We start from the raw sequence: 21,548 nt of genomic DNA on the forward strand, positions 1-21,548 counted from the left end.
CATGGCACTCACGGCCGTCCAGATTTCGCCCTATGCGCTCGAGGGGCTCCGCGCTCCCTTGATGGGCCATGTGCACAGCGTGTTCAATACGAGCTTTAATGTCGAGCTCGATGGCGCCCTGGTACACGTGGGGCGCGATGCCGATGCATTCTCGTGCACGAGCATCACCATTCCCGCAGGCGAGATGCCGCTTGTGCTGGACGGCCTTAAACCCGGTCAGGTCGTGACCGTCCGTAACGATTATCTGCGCCTGTACCGTTCCGACGGCACCGTGTCAATCGATTTGCAGGGGGCGGAGCCCGTCAATTGCTCCGTCCCGCCCCTCTTCGATGTCGAATCGGCACGATGGGCACTTTCTTGGTTGGGGGAGCGTCGCTTGCGCGAGCGCTCGGGGCTTCCCCCCAGTGCGGAAACGATGCGGGCGCTCACGGGCCTTCGCGAGGGCACGTCGTCCCGGCGGATCGCCGAGCACGTGCGCTATCTGTGCGGCAGGGGTCTTGGCCTTACGCCCTCGGGAGACGACGTGCTCCTGGGTTATGCCTGCGCTCGCAGCGCTTTTGGCCAAGCTACCGGGCTCGTCGATCTTCTCGCCAAGGAGTCGACAGGGCGCACCACGCCAGTTGCCTGCTCCTATGTCGAGGCGTTTTCTCGCGGCGGCGTGAACCCGGTGTATCGCGATCTGCTGCTCGCGGCTCGCAATCGCGATGCCGCCGCCTTCGGTGACGCTGCGACATCGATCGAGCACATCGGCAGCACGTCGGGCGTCGATGCCCTGCTGGGTCTTTCGATTGGCTTTTCTTACGTGGCGACACATGCGGCGAGTCCCGTGCATACAGCGGCGTAACGATTTGCCTGTTACTGGATTCATCTTTTGATTTGTTTAAAACCCGAGGCAAGCGCCTAGCCTTGCCTCAAGTAGACCATAGGAGGTCAACATGCTCGTCAAGCGCGAAGAACTCAAGACCCTCATGAAGAACAAGTTCATGGCTGCCGGCCTTTCGGAGGAGCACGCCGAGAAGACCGCCGAGGTGCTTACCTGGTCGTCCGAGCGCGGCCTGCACAGCCACGGCGAGGTTCGTGTCGAGTACTACACCGAGCGCATCTCCAAGGGCGGCATTACCACCGATCCCAAGTGGACCTGGACCCAGACCGGCCCCTGCACCGGCATCGTCGACGGTGACAACGGCTGCGGCTATCCCTTCGCTATCCTGGGCCTCGAGAAGGCCATGGAGCTCGCTAAGGAGAACGGCATCGGCGTCGTGGGCGTCAAGCGCGTCTCCCACACCGGCGCTCTGGGCTACTACACCGAGATGGCCGCCAAGAACGACCTGTGCTGCCTCACCATGTGCCAGTCCGACCCCATGGTTATTCCTTACGGCGGCGCTGAGCCCTTCTACGGCACCAACCCCATCGCCTTCGGTGCCCCCACGGCCGACGATCGATTCGTGAACTTCGACATGGCTACCACCGTTCAGGCTTGGGGCAAGATCCTCGACGCCAAGAGCGCCGGTCGTTCCATCCCCGATGACTGGGCGGTCGACGTCGACGGTAACCCCACCACCGACCCGCACCAGGTCAACGCTCTGCGCGCCATCGCCGGCCCCAAGGGCTATGGCCTCATGATGGTCGTCGACATCCTCTCCGGCATCCTGCTGGGCGTGCCGGCCGGCCAGAACGTCTCCTCCATGTACCACGATCTGTCCGAGGGCCGCGAGCTTGGTCACCTGCACATCGTCATCGACCCGAGCCGTTTCTGCGGTCTTGACGAGTTCAAGCAGCATATGTCCAAGACCCTCGACGAGCTGGGCGCCGTCAAGCCTGCTCCCGGCTACGACAAGGTGTACTACCCCGGCGAGCGCGCCCTCATCCGTAAGGCCAAGTGCGACGCTGCCGGCGGTATCGAGATCGTCGACGATATCTACGATTACCTGGTCTCCGACAAGCTGTACATCAACAGCTGGGACCACAAGAACCGCTTCGCCGAGTAGCAGGTTTCTCGGCGCGTCGCCTGTACGGTGCGCCGCTTGATTTCTGGGGCCGGTTCGCTCGATCGGCCCCAGGGTTTCATATGACATCAGTTTTGAAGGAGGCCATCTATGGCTGAGCGTATCGTTATCGCTCTGGGCGGCAACGCCATCCTCACCGACGACCCCACCGCACAAGCCCAGATGAAGGCGCTGGACGCCACGTGTGACTACATCGTGCCGCTCATTGCCGCCGGCGACGAGGTTATCATCACCCACGGCAACGGCCCGCAGGTCGGCAATCTGCTGCTGCAGCAGGAGGCCGCCAACTCCGAGAAGAACCCGGCCATGCCGCTCGACACCTGCGTCGCCATGACTCAGGGCTCCATCGGTTACTGGACTATGCTCGCCATGCGCGGTGCCCTTAAGCGTGCCGGCATCAAGAAGCTCGTTCAGGTGCTCGCCATGACGGCGACCGTGAGCCCGGACGACCCGGCGTTCAAGAACCCCACCAAGCCCATCGGCCCGTTCTATTCCGAGGAGCAGGCTCGCGAGCTTATGGCTGCCAACCCCAACGAGACCTACATCGAGGATGCCGGTCGCGGCTGGCGTCGCGTGGTGCCCTCGCCGGAGCCCATGGAGCTTCCCGGCTGCGCGGGCATCAACGCGCTCGCCGATGCCGGCATCGTGGTCATCTGCACCGGTGGCGGCGGCATCCCCGTGCTCGAGGATGACAAGGGCGTCTATGGTGTCGAGGGTGTTATCGACAAGGACCTTACGGCCGAGAAGATCGCCGAGACCGTCGATGCCGATCACCTGGTGATCTGCACGGGCGTGGACAATGTTTGCGTCGACTTCGGCAAGCCCACGCAGCGCGCGCTTTCGACGATCTCTATCGCCGAGGCTGAGCAGTTCATCGAGGAGGGCCAGTTCCCCGCAGGCTCGATGCTGCCCAAGGTTCGCGGCTGCATGCGCTTTGTGCAGTCCGGCGAGGGCCGTCGCGCCACGATCACCTCGCTCGAGTGCCTGGCTAAGCTCAACGAGGGCGCCGGCACCACGATCGTGCGCTAAATACTTGGTACTTACGCAGCTCTGGGAGGCACGGGCAGCGTTTGTATAGATGGGGCACCTGCGACAGGCTGACAGTCGCAGGTGCTTTTTTGTGCGATGGTGCTGGGTTTTGTCTGCTCGGCTCCTTCAATAAAAGGGGGCGGGCCATCGATGTGGCCTGCCCCCTTTTGCGTGGTTGATTTGTGCTGGTGGCCGCTACGCTGCGTAGACGGCCTCGGCGGCGGCGACGCCGGCCGTGATGTCCACCTGTACGCCGGCATCGAGCAGGGCCGAGCCCAGGGCGAGCAGCGTGGTCATGATGCAGTCCTTGCGGGCGTTGCAGCCCATGACGCCCACGCGCCAGATGTGACCCTTGAGCGGGCCGAAGGAGCTGGCGATCTCGACGGCGTAGTTCTCGAGCAGCGCGGCGCGCACGGCGTCGGTTGCGCCCTCGGGGATGACGATGCCGATGACGTCATTCATGCGCGTGGACTGGTCGCCGTAGAGCTCAAGGCCCATGCCGGCAACGCCGGCGGCCATGGCGGCGCCGTTCAGACGGTGGCGCTCAATGTCCTCGTCGATGCCCTCCTCGCAGATGAGGCGCAGGGTCTCGTGCGCGGCGTAGAGCATGTGCGTGGCCTCGGTGTGGTGGTTGATGCGGCGCGGGCCCCAGTAATCGACGAGCTGCGGGAAGTCGAAGTAGTTGGAGCGAATGCGCTTCTCGACGGGCAGGACGTCCTCGGGGGAGTCGGCAATGCCCTCCTCGATGGACTTGCGCGCGACCATGGCCTTAAAGGCCTCGGGCGAGACGACGATGGGGGAGATGCCGGCCGGGCCGCCCATGCACTTCTGCATGCCGGCGGTGGCGATATCGATGCCCCACTCGGCGCAGCGCAGGTCGTTGCCGGCGAAGGAGGCGGTGGCGTCGGTCATGAGGAAGGCTCCGGCGGCGTGGCAGATGTCGCCCAGGCCCTCGAGCGGCTGCAGCATGGTGGTCGAGGTGTCGCCCGCGACGGTGCAGACGAGCTTGGGCTGCACCTCGTCGATGGCTGCCTTGATCTCGGCGAGCTCAAAGACGTGACCCCACTCCTTGGTGATGACGGTGACGTCGCCGCCCACACGCGTGGCGATCTCGGCCAGCAGCGAGCCAAAGCGGCCGGCGGAGCAGACGAGCACCTTGTCGCCGGGGGCGATGATGGAAACGAGCGCGCACTCGATGGCGGCACGCGAGGAACCATCGACCATCAGGGCCTCATAACCGGGGGCCTTAAAGGTGTAGCGCAGCATGTCCTGCACCTCGCCCATGATCTTGAGCATGTAAGGGTCGAACTGGCCCACGGTGGGCGTGGCCATCGCCGAGAGGATGCGCGGGTCGACGGTGGTGGGGCCGGGCGCCATGAGCAGGCGGTGCGGCGGGTTGATGCGCTCGATATGGCGCACATCGGTTGCGGTCTGGTCCATAATCTGTCTCCCAAGATTTAGGTATGTTGACGTCAAAAGGTTAGAGCAAGACAAGGTGCAAGATACGATAAGAAGTTATGTCGAAATTTATCCAGGTGAGCAATTGACAGACGGGAATCTTGTTGGGTCGAACGGTTTTCGCTTTTAGTTTCCGCCGGTTTCCGCAAAAGATACTCTGCATGTATTTTGGCCGACGTGTGAGCTGTTAGCGTATCATTATCTATCGCTTGTTTGCACTGCTCAGGGAGGGGCCGCGCATGGCGCAGGAACACGATCTGTTTGATGACATTATCGAGATCAGCAAGGGTTTCGACTTTCTTAAAAACCCGCTTGGCGGTGTGACCGACGCGCTCGATCCGTCGGCTCCGCAGTGGAATCCTGCTGACTACAAGGAGCGCCCGCGCGGTAACACCATACCGTGCCTGGCTTGCAAAAACGAAAAGAGCGGCTGTACCGCGTGCATGGACGTGTGCCCGGTGGACGCCATCGAGGTCGAGGAAGACGCCATCGAGATTCTCGACTCCTGCCGCAAGTGCGGCCTGTGCGCCGCCGCCTGCCCGACCGAGGCGATTATCTCGCCGCGCCTGGCGCCCAAAAACCTGTATGACGACATTGTCTCGGCGGCCACGAGCCACGAGACCGCCTACGTTACCTGCACGCGTGCCCTTAAGCGCATGCCGCGCGAGAATGAGGTCGTCGTTGCCTGCGTGGGCGATATTACGGCCGAGACTTGGTTCTCGGTACTGGCCGACTATCCCAACGTGAGCGTGTATCTGCCGCTGGGCGTGTGCGATAAATGCCGCAACACCGGTGGCGAGGACATGCTGGGCGAGGCGATTGCGAAGGCCGAGGAATGGGCCGGTACGGGTATGGGCCTAGAGGTCGATCCCAAGAGCCTCAAGTGCCATAAGCGTCGCGAGTACGAGCGCAAGGAATACATGGAAAAGATTGCCCGTACCACGGGCCTGACCGTGACCAAACTCAATCCGGCGACGGCGGCACTGGCTTCGGTGACGCAGAAGCTCAAAGCCCATCGCCATCAGATCACCCAGCTGGAGCGCACACTCAACACCATGTGCGGTACCACAACGACCAAGCGTCGCCGCTCGCTCACACACGGACGACAGCTGGTGCTCTCGACGCTGCAAAACCACCCCGAGCTTGCCCAGAACATGCAGGTGAGCACGCCGGAGTGCGATTTTGACAAGTGCACGTCGTGCGGCGAGTGCGTTAACGCGTGCCCCACGTCCGCCTGCGATTTGGTGGGAAGCGGTCGCTTTGCACTGGAGTCCACGTATTGTTTGGGTTGTGGCGCCTGTGTCAAGGTTTGTCCCGAACATGCGCTCAAGCTGGTCGAGCACGATGCGTCCAACTTGGTTGTCGTCGACCCCGAAGCCGAGGAAAAGGCCGCTCAGAAGGCCAAGGCCCACGAGGAGGCAGAGAAGGTCAAGGCCGAGGCAAAGGCCAAGCTTGACAAGATGCTCGATCAGGTGGAAAAGCTCGCAGACTAGTCAGCGACCCCTATCTCTGCTTCATTTGCGCCGCCGCGGTGTCCGGATTCGCCCGGATGCTGCGGCGGCGCTATACTTATGAAGTTTGAAGTACCTGTACCAAAAGGAGCTGTCGTGTCCCTTTCCATCGGTATCGTGGGCCTGCCCAACGTGGGCAAGTCGACGTTGTTCACCGCGCTTACCAAAAAGACCGGCCTTGCCGCCAACTACCCGTTTGCCACGATCGACCCCAACGTGGGTATCGTCGATGTGCCCGATAGCCGCCTGCAAAAGCTCGCCGACATCGTTAACCCCGGCCGCATTGTGCCGGCTACGGTCGAGTTTGTCGACATCGCTGGCCTGGTGAAGGGTGCCAACGAGGGCGAGGGCCTGGGCAACCAGTTCTTGGCCAACATTCGCGAGACCGACGCCATCTGCGAGGTCGTGCGCTACTTTAAGGATCCCAACGTCATGCGCGAGGTGGGCCGCACGGGCGAGTTCGTCGACCCCGCCGGTGACGCCGATACCATCATGACCGAGCTCATCCTGGCCGACATGGGCACGCTCGAGAAGCAGCTGCCTAAGCTCGAGAAGGAGGCCAAGCGCGACAAGGAGCTCATGCCCAAGTTTGAGGTCGCCAAGCGCCTGCTTGCCTGGCTCAACGAGGGCAAGCGCGCCGCATCCATGGAGATGACCGACGAGGAGCGCGCCGCTGCCAAGGGCCTGTTCCTGCTCACCATGAAGCCCATCCTGTATGTGGCCAACGTGGACGAGGATATGCTCAACGACGACCTGGCGCCCATCGATGGTGTCAAGCCACTGCCCATCTGCGCCAAGATCGAGGCTGAGCTTTCCGAGCTCGATCCCGAGGATGCGGCCGACTACCTGGAGAGCTTGGGCCTGGAGCAGCCCGGTCTGGACGTGCTCGCGCAGGCCGCCTACAAGCTGCTTGGCCTGCAGTCGTTCTTTACGGCTGGCGAGATGGAGGTCAAGGCTTGGACGGTGCGTCAGGGTGCGACCGCTCCGCAGGCTGCCGGTGTCATCCATACCGACTTTGAGCGCGGCTTTATTAAGGCCGAGGTCATTGGCTATGACGACTACATCGAGCTCGGCGGTGAGCAGGGCGCCAAGGCCGCCGGCAAACTGCGTATTGAGGGCAAGGACTATGTCATGGCCGATGGCGACGTCGTGCACTTCCGCTTTAACGTGTAAGGACGACGCATATGTTTAAGTATGGCAAAAAAGCTGGCTACATGGGTATTGCTCTGCTCGTACTTGCGGTGATTCCGCTGGTGGTCGCAGCGTGTGTTATCCCCAACATTGGTCCCGAGGTGGCAACGAAGTTTAACGCAGCCGGCGAGGTGACGCGCTGGGGCAAGAGCTACGAGTTGCTGGCACTGCCGGTGCTCAACCTACTGCTGAGCGTGGCGACGTACTTTACGGCAGGACGCCAGGCTAAAAACAATGATGACTCCGCCGCCATGGCGCGCATCGTGTGCGAGCGCTACCTGCGAAACGGCTGCATCACGGGTGTGTTTCTCAACGTAATCAACGTCTACTTTATGTACTCGGCGATTACCGGAACGGGCTTTGGCTTTGGTTTCTAACTTGTTCTTCTAGGCAACGAGCCTGCACGCATATTCAATGGCTGCTGCGAGGCCGCCGCTCGATCGTGGTTTAAAGACCATATCGGCGGCGGCCTCGTTTTCGTATCCGGCGCCGCGAAGGGTGAGCGCGGTACCGGCTTCTAGGAGAAGGGGCAGACCGCGTTGGCTGGTTGTGATTACGGCAGCCTGATTGAGCGAGCAGCTGTGCGCTTGGCATTGGATGGCAAGTTCGCCTTGCGCCGGGCAAGGGACCAGAACGGCGGCGACGCGACTTGATAGCAATGCAAATGCTGTGCGCTCATCGGGCGAAAGACATTCTGCTTCAACGACGACGAGCTTGGGCGGTGCGCTGTTTGTGCGAAGCGTGGCTCGGTACGTGCGGACCGAAGAACCCGACATAGAAAACTCCTGTGTATTCGGCAAAACGTAAACTATAGTTTACGTTTATGTTCGGCTCCATTTCAAACTCGTCTGCATGGACGAACGTGCTAAACAGATTCTTGGCAGGCGGGTCGAAGAGACGCGCAGGGACCTTGGTATCTCCAAGGTCGATTTTTGTGTGGCAGCAGGAATCAGCCGCCCCTATCTCGACAGAATCGAAGATGGAACGGCAAATTTCACGCTCAAGGTTCTATTTAAGATCGCGCCCGCCCTTGGCATGACGGTGTCAGAGCTTCTCGAGGGTATCGAATAGGGGATACCCGTCGACAGCTGAATTACGCCATCGGGATGCGATCGTGGTTGACTTGGCTGTAAAACAGGCGCTGGATCTCGGCGGCATCGCGTGACTGACCGAGTGCCCACATGGTCTTGGCCACGAGCGTCTCGGTGGTCATGTCGTCGCCGCGCAGAATGCCCGGATGATCGGCGTAAGCACGGCCGACCTCGTAAACACCCAGGTCAAGGCCCTCTTCGGGGACTTGCGTGGTCATAACGACGGTGCGGCCCGAATCGACCCAGCGGAAAATTGCCTCTTGGAACGACTCGCCGGACTCGCCGAACTCGGGGATGCCGCCAATGCCAAAGGTCTCCAGAATCACGGCGTCGTAGCTATCGGCCAGAGCGTCCAGAACGCCAGGGTTCACGCCGGGCGTGAGCTTGAGTACAAACACGCGTGGGTCGATGTGGTCGTAGAAGCGCACCGGGTTTTCGCCTCGATGCGTGCCGTGAAGCCCGCTGCGCACGATACGGTCGTTGCGGATATAGGCGATGGGCGGATAGTTGACGCTAATGAACGCGTTAAAGCTCATGGTGCGCTGCTTACGGGCGCGTGTGCCGGCAATGGCGACGCCGCCAAACACGATCGAGACGTCATGCGAGTGCTCGTCGAGCGCATAGAGCAGGCTCTGGTACAGGTTGAGCTTGGCGTCGGTAAAGGGATTGCCCATGGGCTTTTGCGAGCCGGTGAGCACGATGGGCTTGGGGCTGTCCTGAATCAGGTAGGAAAGCGCTGCCGCGGTGTAGCTCATGGTGTCGGTGCCGTGCAGAATCACGAAGCCGTCGTGGTCGGCATAACCCTCGACGATGACGTCGCGGATACGCATCCAGTCACTGGGGCGCATATTGGTGCTGTCAATGTTCATGGGCTGCACGACGTCGAGCTCGCAGAGGCCCGAGATCTCGGGGACGCTCTGGGCGAGCTCCTCACCGGTCAGGGCGGGGGAGAGGCCATTGCCGTCCTCGGTCGATGCGATGGTGCCGCCCGTGGCGATGAGAAGGATGCGCTTCATGCTGGTATTCCTATCGTATTTGCCGCCGCAGAGGCGGAGTCGTTCGGCAGTATTGTGGCACAGGGCGTCCAATGTTCAAACGTATTACATCATCTGTAACGTTTAGTATCACTCCAATTGCCGTCAAATAGGGCCCCGGTCGTGCGTTTGCCGTGCGCTGATGGCTGCGAGGGACGAGAAACCCCATATAACGTGTACACTATGAAAGTTATTTTCGTTCATTCACGCGGGTGGGCACCGGCTCCCCGCCAACAAGAGGGGGAAACCATGGATCAAAAGGCTTCCGCAAAGGTCCTCGTACTCGACTTTGGTGCGCAGTACGGTCAGCTCATTGCCCGTCGCGTCCGCGACCTCAACGTGTATTCCGAGATCGTTCCCTGCGACATCTCGGCCGATGAGATTCGCGAGATGAACGCCTCTGCGCTCATCCTTTCTGGCGGCCCGGCTTCTGTGTATGCCGAGGACGCTCCGTCCATCGATCCTGCCATCTTTGACCTGGGCCTTCCCGTCCTGGGCTTTTGCTACGGCCATCAGATCACGGCCGTGACGCTCGGCGGCAAGGTCGGTCACTCCGAGGTGGGCGAGTACGGCCGCGCTACCATTACGCGCACGGCTGGCGCCAAGCTCTTTAACTCCACGCCCATGGAGCAGACCGTGTGGATGAGCCACCGCGACGCCGTTTCCGAGGTGCCCGAAGGCTTTACCGTCACCGCCAGCACCGACGTGTGCCCGGTTGCCGCCATGGAGTGCGTTGAGCGCAAGATCTTCACTACGCAGTTCCACCCCGAGGTCAAGCATTCCGAGTACGGTCAGCAGCTGCTGAGCAACTTCCTGTTTGAGATCTGCGGCCTGGAGCCCAACTGGAGCATGGACAACCTGGTCGAGACCATGACGGCCGAGTTCCGCGAGAAGGTCGGCGACGACCGCGTGATTCTGGCCCTGTCCGGTGGCGTCGACTCTTCCGTCGTGGCTGCGCTGGGCGCCCGCGCCGTGGGCAAGCAGATGACCTGCGTGTTCATCAACCACGGCCTGCTGCGCAAGGGCGAGCCCGAGCAGGTGGAGGTGGTCTTCACCAAGCAGTTCGACGTCGACTTTATTCACGTCCACGCCGAGGACCGCTATGCCGAACTTCTGGCCGGTGTGACCGAGCCCGAGGAGAAGCGCCGTATCATCGGCACGCAGTTCTGGAAAGAGTTCTTCGCTGTGGCCCAGCAGCTCGAGTGCGATGGCAAGCCGGTCAAGTACCTGGCTCAGGGCACCATCTACCCCGACATCATCGAGTCCGGCGCTCGTAAGACGGGCGGCAAGACGGCCACCATCAAGAGCCATCACAACCTGATCCCGTTCCCCGAGGGCGTGCACTTCGACCTCATCGAGCCGCTCGACCACTTCTTTAAGGACGAGGTCCGCGCACTTGGTCTGGCGCTGGGCCTGCCGGGCCACATCGTGTTCCGTCAGCCTTTCCCGGGCCCGGGTCTGGCCATCCGCATCATCGGCGCGGTCGATAAGGAGAAGCTCGAGATTCTCAAGAACGCCGACGCTATCGTGCGCGAGGAGCTCGACGCCTACAACCAGCGCCTGTTTGAGCAGACCGGCGAGCGCAACTCCGAACACAGCTGCTGGCAGTATTTTGCGGTCCTGCCCGACATTAAGTCCGTCGGCGTTATGGGTGACGAGCGTACCTATCAGCGTCCGATTATCCTGCGCGCCGTCGAGTCCAGCGACGCCATGACCGCCGACTGGGCCAAGCTGCCCTATGACGTTCTGGCCCGCATCTCCGGCCGCATCGTGGCCGAGGTTCCCGGCGCCAACCGCGTGTGCTACGACATCACGTCCAAGCCGCCCGCGACGATCGAGTGGGAATAATGGGAACTGGCTTCTGAACTCGCATTTTGGTGCTGCCGAGTATCGCCTGATGCTGTTTCGATGTCGCCATAGCGCAAAGCCACCAGCGAAATAACGGGAATAACGGCCTCCGAACCCTTTGGTTCGGGGGCCTTCTTTTTGCATGCCTACCTGGGGAAATGGCCCAATTATTCCCGCATACCCCTACTGGGCGGCACGGCGGAGCACTCGGCGGTACGGGAATAATAGGGCCCTGCGGGAATAATTCACAATTCGGGTCCCCGGAGGGCCTATTTCGAGCGAGTGAAACTAAGTTGAAACTGCGAGGCGGATTCAAGCCCTCGTTAATCGCATTTGCCCAGGTCAACAAACGGGAATAATAAAACGCGAAAATCGGTTTCCGCAGTTTCGACAACCCAGAATACCGCCGAATAACGCCGCGTACTCTGCCGTACTCGGGTATGCAATTATTCCCCGAACAGGGCTTCCGGGGTGCCGATTTCATACGGGAATAATGGAACAGCCCCCGGAAAACCGGAGGCCGTTCGCAAGGAAACGTCAATTCACCTGGGAAGATGTCAGAAAGAGGCCTTCCAGTCAGCGTAAGCGTCCTCGTCGAGTTCGCCGCGCTCTAACTCTGCGCGCTTTTCCGCCCAGGTTTTGATCGACTGCGCGAGCTTGGGGGCATGCGGCGCCTTGGGGTCGACCGTCAGGCCCATGCCGTCCTCGCTGGGCACGAGGCCGTAGCCCCCCTCCAGCTGCAGCAGCAGGGCCATGAGGTCTTGCGACGTCTCGACGCCGTAATCCTTGAGCGCGCCCTCGGAGACCTCGAGCGCCTTCGCGATCTTCTCGAGCAGCTCCGGCTTAACAGCGCGGATGCCGCTCTCGTAGTGCCTGATCGCGCCCTCGGTGAGCCCCACGGCATCGGCGAGCTGGGCCTGCGTAAAGCTCTTCGCCTTGCGGTACCGCCGGATGTTGTCGCCTGTCGCCATGTGCCCTCCTATAGATTTCGTCGGCGACCATTCTATCAGCGTACGGGTTTGTACGCAATTCTATTGACAGTACAGATTCGTACGGTTATTCTCTGGAATATCAACGTACGGATATGTACGAATAGACAGGAGGTTCAAGATGGAACAACCGGTTGCGAGGACGCCGAGACCGAGCATGCTCACCGCAGACGAGGTGGCGGAGCGCCTGAAGATCAAGAAAGGCAGCGCCTACGAGGTCATCCGCCAGATGAACAAGGAGCAGGAGGCCCTCGGGCGCGTGGTGATCCGCGGACGCGTCCGCAGCGACCTGTTCGATGCCCGCTACTTCCCGGAGGTGGACGATGCCGGCCTATAAGGACAAGAAGACAGGCCTCTTCTACGTGCAGTTCTACTACCGTGACGCGCGCGGGGCCAAGCGACACAAGACGAAGAAGGGTTTCCAGACCGAGCTCGAGGCGCTCCTGTGGGAGAAGAACTTCAAGGCCCTCAAGGACGACGCCATGGACATGACCTTCGCCGACTTCGGCAAGGTCTACGAGGCGGAGGTGAGGCCGAGGGTCCGCGAGCACACCTGGCTCACCAAGGAGAACATCATCGAGAGCAAGCTCATCCCGTTCTTCGGCGACATGCGCATGTGCGACATTCGGCCCGTCGACATCGTCAGGTGGCAGAACTCCCTCACGGGGTCCACAAGGGCGGACGGAGACGGCTTCAAGCCCACAACCTGAGGACCATCAACAACCAGCTCAAGGCCATCTTCAACCACGCCGAGCGCTACTACAACCTGGAGAAAAACCCGGTGCACAAGGTGGACAAGATGGGTAGCAAGGAGGCCGGCGAGATGCAGTTCAGGACCAAGGACGAGTACCTCCGCTTCTCAGACGCAATCTCCGACAAGCCGCTCGCCCTCTACGCGTTCGAGGTTCTCTACTGGATGGGCATACGCTGCGGCGAGCTCATGGCGCTCACGCCCTCGGGCTTCCCGCTGGAAACGTCCGGGCTTCGCATAAACAAATCCTACCAGCGGCTGCACGGCGAGGATGTGGTCACGAAGCCGAAGACGCGCAAATCGGTGCGCACGATCAAGATGCCCGCGTTCCTCCGCGACGAGATGGCGGATTTCATCGAGATGCGCGATGACGTGGCGCCCGACGAGCGGCTCTTCGGCTTCACGAAGCATTTCCTCGTGCACGAGATGGACCGCGGCTGCAAGGCGTCGGGCGTCAAGCGGATACGCATCCACGACCTTCGCCACAGCCACGTGAGCCTGCTCATCAACATGGGCTTCTCCGCCCTCGACATCGCCGAGCGCGTGGGACACGAGGCCATCGACATCACATACCGCTACGCGCACCTTTTCCCCGCCAAGCGCGCGCAGATCGCCGACGCGCTCTCCGAGCTGAGGGGCGAATAGGATGCCGTGCGAGAACAGCGCCCGAAAGCGCAGCAAGACGATGGCGTTCCGCTGCACCCCGGAGGAGTACGAGCTGATCGCCAACATGGCCGCCTGGAGCGGCATGAGCAGGCAGGACTACATCATGGCGAGGCTGACCGGGACCGAGATAACGGTGAGGCCGTCGTCGCGGACGCAGCGGGCGCTGCGCGACTCCATGAAGGGACTGGCGGAGCGGCTCCTCGCCGTGTGCGACGCCGATGAGCTTGATGCGGACCTCCAAAGGCAGCTCGCCCTGGTCATGGAGATCTTCAACGGGTTCGGCGAGGCGCCGCCGCCCGGAAGGCGCGCAAAGCGCGAGAAAGGGCCCAGCGACGATCTCTTCGAGATGTCTCGATGCTAATCCCGGGCCGCGATTGGGAGACTCAACCGCTTCCGGGCGCACGCGCGCGTGCCGGCGCGGCGAGGGACCGCAGGCGCGATGCGTGGGCAACCAAGGCAATCAGAGGCAACTTGATGAAAAAGGTATATACTATTTTCATCAAAAAGGAGGAACGCTATGACAGAAGCAGAGGCCATCGCTAAGCGCATAGAGAGCTTCGGCGCCGGCAGGGCCTTCACAGCCGCCGACTTCTCCGACGTCGCAGGCCGACGCAACGCTGCCAACGCGCTCGGGCGCTTGCATGCAAAGGGAGGGATCGCCCGCGCCATCCGCGGCGTCTACTACGCGCCGGAGCGCAGCGCGCTCATGGGCACCGAGGTGCCGGCCAGCGCCGACGAGGTCGTGCGCGCCGTCGCCCGTGCCAACAAGTGGATCGTCGCACCGTCCGGCGACGCGGCGCTCAATGCGCTGGGCCTCGACACGCAGGTGCCCGCAAAGCTCGTCTACGTCAGCAGCGGTCCGTACAAGCGCTACGAGTACGGGCCGTACGATATCGAGCTCCAGCACCGCGCCAACCGCGACCTGCTCGACTGCTCGCAGATCACCTGCACCATCGTGCAGGCCCTCAAGGCGCTCGGGCGCGAGAACGTGGGCGACGAGGAAATCGGAACGCTCGCGCGCAACCTCACGGAGGAGCAGGCCGGCGCGTTCCTGGAAGAGTCGGCGGGGCTCACCTCCTGGGTTGCCGACGCCGCGAAGAAGATATGGGAGGCGAAGCATGGACAGGATCGCTAGGGCCTCGACCGACGAGCGCAGACTGGTCTTCGAGGCCGCCGCGCAGAGGATGGCGCTTGCGCCGGCCGTCGTCGAGAAGGACTTCTGGGTGTGCTACACCTTGGACCACCTTTTCCACAGAAGCGGCTTCGCCGAGTCCATGGTGTTCAAGGGCGGCACGAGCCTGTCGAAGGCTTTCGGGCTCATCGAGCGCTTCTCGGAGGACATCGACCTCATACTCGATTGGCGACTCCTGGGCTACGGCGAGGACGAACCGTGGGAGCCGCGCAGCAACTCGGCGCAGGAGCGGTTCAAGGCCGACAGCATCGAGCGCACGAACGCCTTCCTGGCCGACGCCTTTGCCCCGAAGCTCAGGGCCACGCTCTCCGAGTCCCTCGGCACCGAAGCGTCCGTTAGGTGCGGGGCCGAGGAGGAGACCGTGTACTTCGACTACCCGCGCTCCTTCGAGTCGGCGGGCACGCTCGACACCATCAAGCTGGAGATAGGGCCCATGGCGGCATGGTCGCCCTCCGAGGAGGCGGCGATAACCCCGTACGCGGCGGACGTGGTTCCGTTCGGGCCCGAGCTGTCGACCACGGTGCGCACCGCGAGCCCCGAGCGCACGTTCTGGGAGAAGGCCACCATCCTGCACCAGGAGGCCAACAGGCCCGAGGGCAAGGCTATGCCCAGGCGCTACTCCCGCCATTACTACGACATGTACCGCCTTGGCCACTCGTTCGTGCTCGGCCGCGCCGTAGCGCAGCCTGGCCTCCTCGAACAGGTCGTCAGGTTCAAAGAGAAGTTCTACCGCACGCCGTGGGCCAAGCTGGCCGACGCGAGGCCCGGCACGCTCAGGCTCGCCCCTCCAAAGGGCAGGCTCGACGAGTTGGCGGCCGATTACGCCTCGATGAGGCCGATGCTGTTCGGCAGCTACCCAAGCATCGATGAGATAGTCGCCTACATGGCGGAGCTCGAGGAGACCATCAACGGGCTAAGCTGATCAAGGCCGCCCCAATTCCGGGCGCCTGCCAGAATCGAAGAGGCGGAGCGAGCAACGCGACGGCTTCCCCGCCAAGAGCGGAGCGTTCCCTTTCGACGGGCGGCGTTGAGAGCAGGCTCTTGCCCTTCGGCATAAAGACCTCGTTCTGTGCCTCCAGAATGCGCGCGGCGTCCTCGATGCGACCGGCGCACCTCTCGCTTATCGACCTCAGGGCCAGGGTGCCCTCGACGTCGAGCGGGTCCAGCTGATCGGCGTGCGCCAGGGACTCGAGCAGCTGGTCCAGGCCCCTCGCCAACCTCCCGGCTTCCGCCACCGCGTCGAGCAGTTCGAGGCGCTCCACCTTCTCTTCGTAGCCCAACATCTGCTTGCCTCCTTCTCTCAACGGACGTGTCGCGCAGCACCGTAGCCGTTCCGCGCAACGAAAAGTCTCACCGCCAGCGATCCCGTGCGCATATCGGCCGCAGGCGGCACGGGAAAGCCGTCCGTGCCGGCTCATGCCGCGGCGTCGGGACACGAGGGCGCGCAATCGTCCTCGCCGCGACGCCGCCGCTAACTCCCTTGAGCGCCCCTGCAACCGCCGACGGGCCCGCATCCCATGCCCGGAGGGCCCCGGCACCCATGCCCGATTCTATGCCGCACGCCTGCGCCCCTCCGATCCGAAACCCGCCCCGGCGCCCCTTGGACGCGCAGGGTCGCACGCCGGCAGGCGGCCGGCAAGGGCCGCGACACTTTTTCGGGTTCTTCGCCCCATGCGCTGCGCGCGCGAACAACGCGAAAAACTGCCGTCGGGATACTTCCATTTCCACGCCCGACTCCGCTTCCTCCCTTGCCGGCACGCCCGCGCTGCATGCGACTCACGCGACGCAAGGCACGCCACAGGGGCGGGCCTCCGAGTCTAAGGAGCAAGACATGAACGACATGAAGGAAAAGGCGATGGGCGCGATCAGGATCTTCCTCGAGCGCAAGGGCTACGAGATCGTCGACGAGGCCTGGCAGGGGCCCGAGGGCATCGGCGGGATCGACCTCGTGGCGGTGGACGAGGACGGGACCCTGGTGTTCGTCGACGCCACGGTCCGAATCGGGACGGACGGCTTCCCCGAGGCCCGCAGGGCGCGCGGGCTGCGCGAGGCGCTGGCGGCGACGTGGCTCGCCGGCAACGGCGACGACTACGCCGACACCCCGGTCCGCTTCGACGAGGTGGCGATGATGGTCGTCAAGGAGAACCGAGCGCTTCTGCGCCACCACATCAACTGCTTCGGCGAGATGGAGCCGCTCTCCTAGGCGGCACGCCCGGCCCCGGGTTCCCGGGGTCGGGTTTCCCCGAATCCGCCCCTTGTACCATGAAAGCGTACATATCCGTACGTTTTCATGGTACACTCCGCTTGTCGGACAAATCCGTACGGTTTTGTCCCGACGCTCCGAGACTCGGGGCGCGTCGGACCGGATGCGGCGAGGCGCGCCCCACGCTAGAGAGGACGCGACCCATGCGCACGATAGCCATTTCCAACTACAAGGGCGGCGTCGGCAAGACGACGACCGCCGTGAACCTGGCGGCGATCTTCGCCGCCCGGGGCCTTCGGACCCTGCTCGTCGACCTCGACCCGCAGGCGTCGGCCACCGACTTCTTCGGCCTCTACGACCGGGCCGCCTCCGAGCGGCGCACCTCGGTCGAGCTGCTCTACGGCGGCGTGCCCGTGGAGGAGGTCGCCTACGCCGCCGGGGAGGGCCTCGACGTGGTGGCCTCGACCATCGACCTCGTCGACCAGAACGAGATGCTCCTGCGCGAGCAGCGCCTCAAGTTCGCCCTCGACGACGCCTCGGGCTCCTACGACGTCTGCCTGATCGACTGCAGCCCAGTGATGCGCAGGCTCGCCTTTAATGCCTACCTCGCCGCAGCGGAGGGCGGCATGGTCGTCATCCCCGTCAAGCTCGACTCCACCGTGATGCGCGGCACGGCGCTCACCGTGGAGGCGACGCGCTCCATCGCGGACGCCCTGCGCATGCCCACGCCCCGCTGGAAGATACTGCGCACCTGCGTGCCCGGCCGCATGACCAACGCCGAGGCCACGGGCGCGGCCGTGCTCGACGGCTTCTTCCCGGGCGAGCAGTTCGAGACGGTAATCCACGCGAGCAGCAAGGTCTGCGAGGGCAGCTGGCAGTGGAAGCCGGTGGCCGCCTTCGAGCCGGGGAGCCGCCCCGCGCGCGACTACGAGGCGCTCGCAGACGAGGTGTCCCGTGAGCTCTCCTAGCCAGGTGGCCGCGGGCTTCACTATCACGGGGCTTCTCGACGGCGCGTCTCGCACCCGCGGGCGCTACCCGGTGTCCGAGATAGCGGTGGCCGACATCGCCGACCACCCGGCGAACGCCGCCTACTCCATGGACCCGGCTGGCATAGCCGAGCTCGCCGAGTCCATACGCAAGGACGGCCTCACCGACCTGCCGCTCGTGCGCAAGGTCGGCGACGGCTCGTGGCAGATGGTCTCTGGGCACCGGCGCAAGGCCGCCTACGCGCTGCTCGCGAAGGACGACCCCGCCTACGAGAGGATGCCCTGCAGCGCGCTCTGGGGAGGGCGGAGGTCCCGGGCGTGCCCGACGAACTGGCGAGGCTGCTCGCGAAAGAGAAGGAAGAGGGCGCCGACGAGGGCGCCCGCAAGGTCAAGGAAGATTGGGGTGACGTCGATGAAGAGGCTTGGTAGGTTCCTCATGGCAGCGCTTAAGGTCACGCTGGGCTTTTTCGTCTGGCTGTTCCGCGCCGTGTTCAAGTGGGTGATGTAGGCCATTGCAGTTTGCCTGCCTAGGCAAGTGAGCATGATGGTAATACAGGAGATTCATCCGTTCTAAACGGCAAACGGCCGAGCGATTGGGTTTCGCTCGGCCGTTGTTTCTTTAACCTGACTGATTCTAATTCAGGAAGAAATCATCGACTTCTTCGCGCGTGTGCAGGATTTCGCCGTCCGGGACGTTAAGGCTTGCCGCCAACTCAACGGAGCCGGAAAAAGCCATTGCGACATTCGGGGAGAAAGCCTTCTCGAGAAGGCTGATGTATGCGCTCATATTCTCACGAAGGCCGCTGATGCATGCGTCGTATTCGCCATCGAGCTCAGTATCGAGGACCTTCAATTCCTGGGCATAGTGCGCGAGCAGCTCCGCCTCTCGTTTGTTATAGAAATCCTTTCCCAATTCGTACACGGTCGTGCCTACGGCGTTGCCGACGAGGGCGCCCAGAACCGGGATCGGAATGGCAACCTGGCCCACGAAGCTCGAGAACGCGCTCACAGACGCATCGAGGCACGCGATTTCGGAGTTTTCTATAAACTCAATCTCCGTAAGCTCGCCGCTGCGGAACCTGTAAGCGCATTCAGCGACGCCGAATGATGCCGTAACCAGCGCGCTTGCAACAGATGAGGGGGTAGCCGTGTAGTTATTCAGCCAATAAACAGCTCCGCCGCGAACGCCACCTTTGACGAGTCCCATGCCGGAATCTATGGCGATTTCCTCCCAGTCATCCTGAGTCAAGTCGCCGATACGCTTTCCGTTCACGAGATGGCGATTCATTGAAATGGCGAATGCCGTTCCCGCTTCCAGAACGGCACCAGCCGCCGCGGCCTTCGCGCCCTCTTGGGGCGTGGGCTTGTGCTCCTCGTAGATGTCCTTCTTTATTCGCTCGCTCTCGTCTGCGAGCCTGCTCTTCTCCTCGGTCATCTTGTCGGCGATAGCGTTCTTCTGGACTTCCGAGTACTCGAATTTGGAGGCCTCGAGGTCATCGATGCTGAACCCGCTTGAGTCGAAGAACTCATGGATGCTTCTCCAGGTTGAGTAAGACGGGCCGCCGGTCGAGGACGCCAGCTTGGCCGCTTCCTCCTTTGGCATCTCATACAGGGAGCGCACCGCGTCGAGATGGTCCTTCGGAATCTGGTAGATGCCGTCTTTGTCGAGGAAATCGGGGTACTTCTGCAAATGGGCGGCCACAGCGTCTAGGGAGAACTTGCCGCCGGCGTTCACGAACTTGACCTGTATCTCGACGCCGTTGCGCAAAAGGTCGGCGGGGCCGTTGTCATTAACCCATTCCATTACCGGTTTATCGCCATGGACGAGGCTCTGCGCGTTCTCCAGCCCGCATTCGGCCACCTCGGCGATGAACCCGTGGACGCCCTTGTTACCGCCCCTGTTCGCAACGACGAGGTCCTCGATCTTCCCGAGCGCCCAGTTCATGGACTCCATTGCGGAATCGAGGTTCTGGTCTTGGCGGTTAAGATTCTCGATTAGGTCGTCGATTCTCATCTGGTTGATCAAGCCGATCCATGCGGCGACGGCCTGCTCCTGTGAGCTCTTGAGTACCTTTTCTGCTTTCATGGCTATTCACCGTCCCGGGTGGCCACCCTCTCGACGATGAGGCTGCCCAGGGACTTCGCGTTGTTTACCAAGGAGCCCAGGGCCAGTTTCTCGTCGTCGGAGATGGAAAGGTAGTCGGCGCCATGCAGGCGGCATGAGGACATGAAGGACCCGGATAGCTCTTCGCGAAGGGCGTCGGTCTTCGCCCTAAGCGCCCCAATCGCTGCGGACGTCTCCCTAAGAGCCTCGGTGTTTCTCTTTACCGACAAGAGCTCCTCGTGCTTTTCCTCAGCGATCTTGTGCTGTTTTTTCACGAAAAGCGCGATGGAGGTCAGCAACGTGGCGCCTGCGACGCCCCATCCAATGGGGCCGGCCATTGCCAGGAAAGCGCTGCCTGCGGCCATCCCGCCTCCTCCGGCGGCTAATGCGCCTCCGCCGAGCCAGGCCATCGCCGCGTTCGTCGCGGCAGCGCCCGACAGCGTGGAGATCGCGGCGCCCGTGGAGGCTGTGCCGAAAGTTGTGGCAACCCACATGGCGGCGGATGGGGCTATGCTGGCAACGGCCATGCCCGCTGCGACGCCGGCGCCGGCGCTGGCCGCCGATTTCCGCGCCGAGTCCAGCTCTTCGCGGGCGAAGGACTCCGACTCCTTGAAGCTTCGCTTCTTGTGGGACACCTCCTCGACATCCTCCACGAACGACTTCGGCGTGTTCGCGATCGAGTTCACCAGGTCGGTAACGAGGTCCAGCAGGTCGATGCTCCTCAGCCTGGACTGGTAGAGTTCGATCCCTCCCGACTCCAGATCTGTATAGGCTTGGTTGTATTCGATGACGGCGAGCTCGTACTCATCTGGTTCTTTCGCCCTTGCATTCTCGACACCTTGCTTGATCCCGTCGGCGATTTCTCCCGCTTTGCCTGCGACGGCGGCGACAGCGCCTTGAGCACCGGCGGCCGCAGCGCTCGCGGCATTTGCGGCTCCTTCAGCTACACCGCCGAGCATTTTCGCCATATGTTCGGGAGCTGGACTTTGAGATTGGGTCGATGCGTCAGCGTCTTGCTCATCGACAAACTCAGTGTTGTATTTGAAGCTCTTCGGCTCTGGACCGTCCTTGATCGCATCTCCAATGCTCTGAACGGCACCTTTTGCCTTGCCTGCAATGTCCCCGATGGTCTGTCCCGCCTGATCGGCGGCGGTTTTGGCGGCATTCGATGCCTGTTCGGCAGCGCTTGCGATTCCTTTTCCTGCAGCGGCCGCAGCCTTCTGCGCCTCTTTTATTGGGTCGAAGCCTTTATCGAAGAAGCCCATCGTCCCTGCCTTTCTCCATTTGCAATCAAAGGCCATTATCCCACCGATGGATTTGGTCTCTATCAGTGATTTAACCACCGGTCATTATCTGCGCGAAAAGCGTCGTCGGTGTACAGCATTATCGTTGTGTTAGACCGCTTTGGATAAGTGTCCTATGCACAGTACACGCAGCAGGACCCCCAATTGCGACAATTCCATCATCAGGAGAGATGGAGGTTGCAATG

General features: G+C 62.4%; 22 protein-coding genes and 1 pseudogene. 16 read left to right on the plus strand and 7 right to left on the minus strand.

What is annotated here, in order from left to right:
* Window position 1 precedes the first annotated feature (1 nt).
* The 3 genes from DXB98_RS08335 (at window position 2) to arcC (ending at window position 3,035) form a co-directional block, all read left to right on the plus strand.
* On the plus strand, window positions 2-844 hold the full coding sequence (locus tag DXB98_RS08335; RefSeq protein WP_117743796.1) for a DUF2877 domain-containing protein: 843 nt from the start codon (window positions 2-4) through the stop codon (window positions 842-844).
* Between the two features lie 91 nt (window positions 845-935).
* Window positions 936-1,988 carry an ureidoglycolate dehydrogenase gene (allD, locus tag DXB98_RS08340; protein ID WP_117743797.1) on the plus strand — a complete coding sequence of 351 codons (1,053 nt, stop codon included), beginning with the start codon at window positions 936-938 and terminating at the stop codon, window positions 1,986-1,988.
* A gap of 108 nt (window positions 1,989-2,096) precedes the next feature.
* Window positions 2,097-3,035 carry a carbamate kinase gene (arcC, locus tag DXB98_RS08345; RefSeq protein WP_117743798.1) on the plus strand — a complete coding sequence of 313 codons (939 nt, stop codon included), beginning with the start codon at window positions 2,097-2,099 and terminating at the stop codon, window positions 3,033-3,035.
* A gap of 195 nt (window positions 3,036-3,230) precedes the next feature.
* Here the strand turns inward: arcC and DXB98_RS08350 are convergent, their stop codons facing one another.
* Window positions 3,231-4,475, minus strand: a complete 1,245-nt coding sequence (locus tag DXB98_RS08350) for an alanine--glyoxylate aminotransferase family protein (protein ID WP_199407162.1) — start codon at window positions 4,473-4,475, stop codon at window positions 3,231-3,233.
* Between the two features lie 257 nt (window positions 4,476-4,732).
* On the opposite strand from DXB98_RS08350, the gene DXB98_RS08355 reads away from it, so the two are divergent.
* The 3 genes from DXB98_RS08355 to DXB98_RS08365 all read left to right on the plus strand — a co-directional run bounded on the left by DXB98_RS08355 (window position 4,733) and on the right by DXB98_RS08365 (window position 7,572).
* The gene (locus DXB98_RS08355; RefSeq protein WP_117743799.1) at window positions 4,733-5,986 is read left to right on the plus strand and encodes a 4Fe-4S binding protein; all 1,254 of its coding nucleotides are present in this window, start codon (window positions 4,733-4,735) and stop codon (window positions 5,984-5,986) included.
* Between the two features lie 114 nt (window positions 5,987-6,100).
* Complete coding sequence (gene ychF, locus DXB98_RS08360; protein WP_035136922.1) at window positions 6,101-7,177, plus strand: redox-regulated ATPase YchF; 1,077 nt, start codon at window positions 6,101-6,103, stop codon at window positions 7,175-7,177.
* 11 nt (window positions 7,178-7,188) lie between these two features.
* Window positions 7,189-7,572 (plus strand): DUF1648 domain-containing protein, encoded by a 384-nt coding sequence (locus DXB98_RS08365; RefSeq protein WP_089572786.1) that lies wholly within the window; start codon window positions 7,189-7,191, stop codon window positions 7,570-7,572.
* Window positions 7,573-7,581: 9 nt separating this feature from the next.
* On the opposite strand, the gene DXB98_RS08370 is transcribed toward DXB98_RS08365, so the two are convergent.
* Window positions 7,582-7,971 (minus strand): hypothetical protein, encoded by a 390-nt coding sequence (locus DXB98_RS08370; RefSeq protein ID WP_117734622.1) that lies wholly within the window; start codon window positions 7,969-7,971, stop codon window positions 7,582-7,584.
* A gap of 76 nt (window positions 7,972-8,047) precedes the next feature.
* Between DXB98_RS08370 and DXB98_RS08375 the strand changes: the two genes are divergently transcribed.
* Complete coding sequence (locus DXB98_RS08375; protein WP_099432713.1) at window positions 8,048-8,266, plus strand: helix-turn-helix domain-containing protein; 219 nt, start codon at window positions 8,048-8,050, stop codon at window positions 8,264-8,266.
* A gap of 22 nt (window positions 8,267-8,288) precedes the next feature.
* On the opposite strand, the gene DXB98_RS08380 is transcribed toward DXB98_RS08375, so the two are convergent.
* Entirely contained in the window at window positions 8,289-9,302 is a 1,014-nt protein-coding gene (locus tag DXB98_RS08380) for an asparaginase (RefSeq protein ID WP_117743800.1), read from the minus strand.
* A 267-nt stretch (window positions 9,303-9,569) separates the two neighbouring features.
* Between DXB98_RS08380 and guaA the strand changes: the two genes are divergently transcribed.
* Window positions 9,570-11,168 (plus strand): glutamine-hydrolyzing GMP synthase, encoded by a 1,599-nt coding sequence (gene guaA, locus DXB98_RS08385; protein WP_117743801.1) that lies wholly within the window; start codon window positions 9,570-9,572, stop codon window positions 11,166-11,168.
* A 557-nt stretch (window positions 11,169-11,725) separates the two neighbouring features.
* On the opposite strand, the gene DXB98_RS08390 is transcribed toward guaA, so the two are convergent.
* A complete protein-coding gene (locus DXB98_RS08390; protein WP_117743802.1) occupies window positions 11,726-12,139 on the minus strand; it encodes a helix-turn-helix domain-containing protein in 414 nt (137 codons plus the stop codon).
* Window positions 12,140-12,278: 139 nt separating this feature from the next.
* Here DXB98_RS08390 and DXB98_RS08395 point away from each other — a divergent pair, with 139 nt between their 5' ends.
* From DXB98_RS08395 to DXB98_RS08415, 5 genes and pseudogenes are all read left to right on the plus strand, one after another.
* Window positions 12,279-12,494 carry a hypothetical protein gene (locus tag DXB98_RS08395; protein ID WP_117743803.1) on the plus strand — a complete coding sequence of 72 codons (216 nt, stop codon included), beginning with the start codon at window positions 12,279-12,281 and terminating at the stop codon, window positions 12,492-12,494.
* A pseudogene (locus DXB98_RS08400) lies at window positions 12,481-13,553 on the plus strand (site-specific integrase). The gene DXB98_RS08395 and the pseudogene DXB98_RS08400 overlap by 14 nt, the downstream one beginning before the upstream one ends.
* Window position 13,554: 1 nt before the next feature.
* Window positions 13,555-13,935 (plus strand): hypothetical protein, encoded by a 381-nt coding sequence (locus DXB98_RS10325; protein ID WP_199407163.1) that lies wholly within the window; start codon window positions 13,555-13,557, stop codon window positions 13,933-13,935.
* Window positions 13,936-14,091: 156 nt separating this feature from the next.
* Entirely contained in the window at window positions 14,092-14,709 is a 618-nt protein-coding gene (locus tag DXB98_RS08410; protein WP_117743804.1) for a DUF6088 family protein, read from the plus strand.
* On the plus strand, window positions 14,693-15,688 hold the full coding sequence (locus DXB98_RS08415; RefSeq protein ID WP_117743805.1) for a nucleotidyl transferase AbiEii/AbiGii toxin family protein: 996 nt from the start codon (window positions 14,693-14,695) through the stop codon (window positions 15,686-15,688). Before DXB98_RS08410 ends, DXB98_RS08415 begins: the two co-directional genes overlap by 17 nt.
* Here DXB98_RS08415 and DXB98_RS10475 read toward each other — a convergent pair.
* Entirely contained in the window at window positions 15,672-16,049 is a 378-nt protein-coding gene (locus DXB98_RS10475; RefSeq protein ID WP_233505137.1) for a hypothetical protein, read from the minus strand. The two genes, DXB98_RS08415 and DXB98_RS10475, sit on opposite strands and share 17 nt — an antisense overlap.
* Window positions 16,050-16,597: 548 nt before the next feature.
* Between DXB98_RS10475 and DXB98_RS08425 the strand changes: the two genes are divergently transcribed.
* The 3 genes from DXB98_RS08425 to DXB98_RS10480 all read left to right on the plus strand — a co-directional run bounded on the left by DXB98_RS08425 (window position 16,598) and on the right by DXB98_RS10480 (window position 18,463).
* Window positions 16,598-16,969 carry a YraN family protein gene (locus DXB98_RS08425; RefSeq protein ID WP_117743806.1) on the plus strand — a complete coding sequence of 124 codons (372 nt, stop codon included), beginning with the start codon at window positions 16,598-16,600 and terminating at the stop codon, window positions 16,967-16,969.
* 203 nt (window positions 16,970-17,172) lie between these two features.
* The gene (locus DXB98_RS08430; protein ID WP_117743807.1) at window positions 17,173-17,937 is read left to right on the plus strand and encodes a ParA family protein; all 765 of its coding nucleotides are present in this window, start codon (window positions 17,173-17,175) and stop codon (window positions 17,935-17,937) included.
* Window positions 17,924-18,463 carry a ParB N-terminal domain-containing protein gene (locus tag DXB98_RS10480; protein ID WP_233505138.1) on the plus strand — a complete coding sequence of 180 codons (540 nt, stop codon included), beginning with the start codon at window positions 17,924-17,926 and terminating at the stop codon, window positions 18,461-18,463. Before DXB98_RS08430 ends, DXB98_RS10480 begins: the two co-directional genes overlap by 14 nt.
* A 126-nt stretch (window positions 18,464-18,589) precedes the next feature.
* Here the strand turns inward: DXB98_RS10480 and DXB98_RS08440 are convergent, their stop codons facing one another.
* Both DXB98_RS08440 and DXB98_RS08445 read right to left on the minus strand, forming a co-directional pair.
* Window positions 18,590-20,041, minus strand: coding sequence for a hypothetical protein (locus tag DXB98_RS08440; protein WP_117743808.1), 1,452 nt, complete (start codon window positions 20,039-20,041; stop codon window positions 18,590-18,592).
* Between the two features lie 2 nt (window positions 20,042-20,043).
* Window positions 20,044-21,324 carry a hypothetical protein gene (locus DXB98_RS08445; protein ID WP_199407164.1) on the minus strand — a complete coding sequence of 427 codons (1,281 nt, stop codon included), beginning with the start codon at window positions 21,322-21,324 and terminating at the stop codon, window positions 20,044-20,046.
* Between the last annotated feature and the right edge of the window lie 224 nt (window positions 21,325-21,548).

It is taken from the genome of Collinsella sp. OM07-12 (assembly GCF_003438275.1).
Classification (GTDB): domain Bacteria; phylum Actinomycetota; class Coriobacteriia; order Coriobacteriales; family Coriobacteriaceae; genus Collinsella.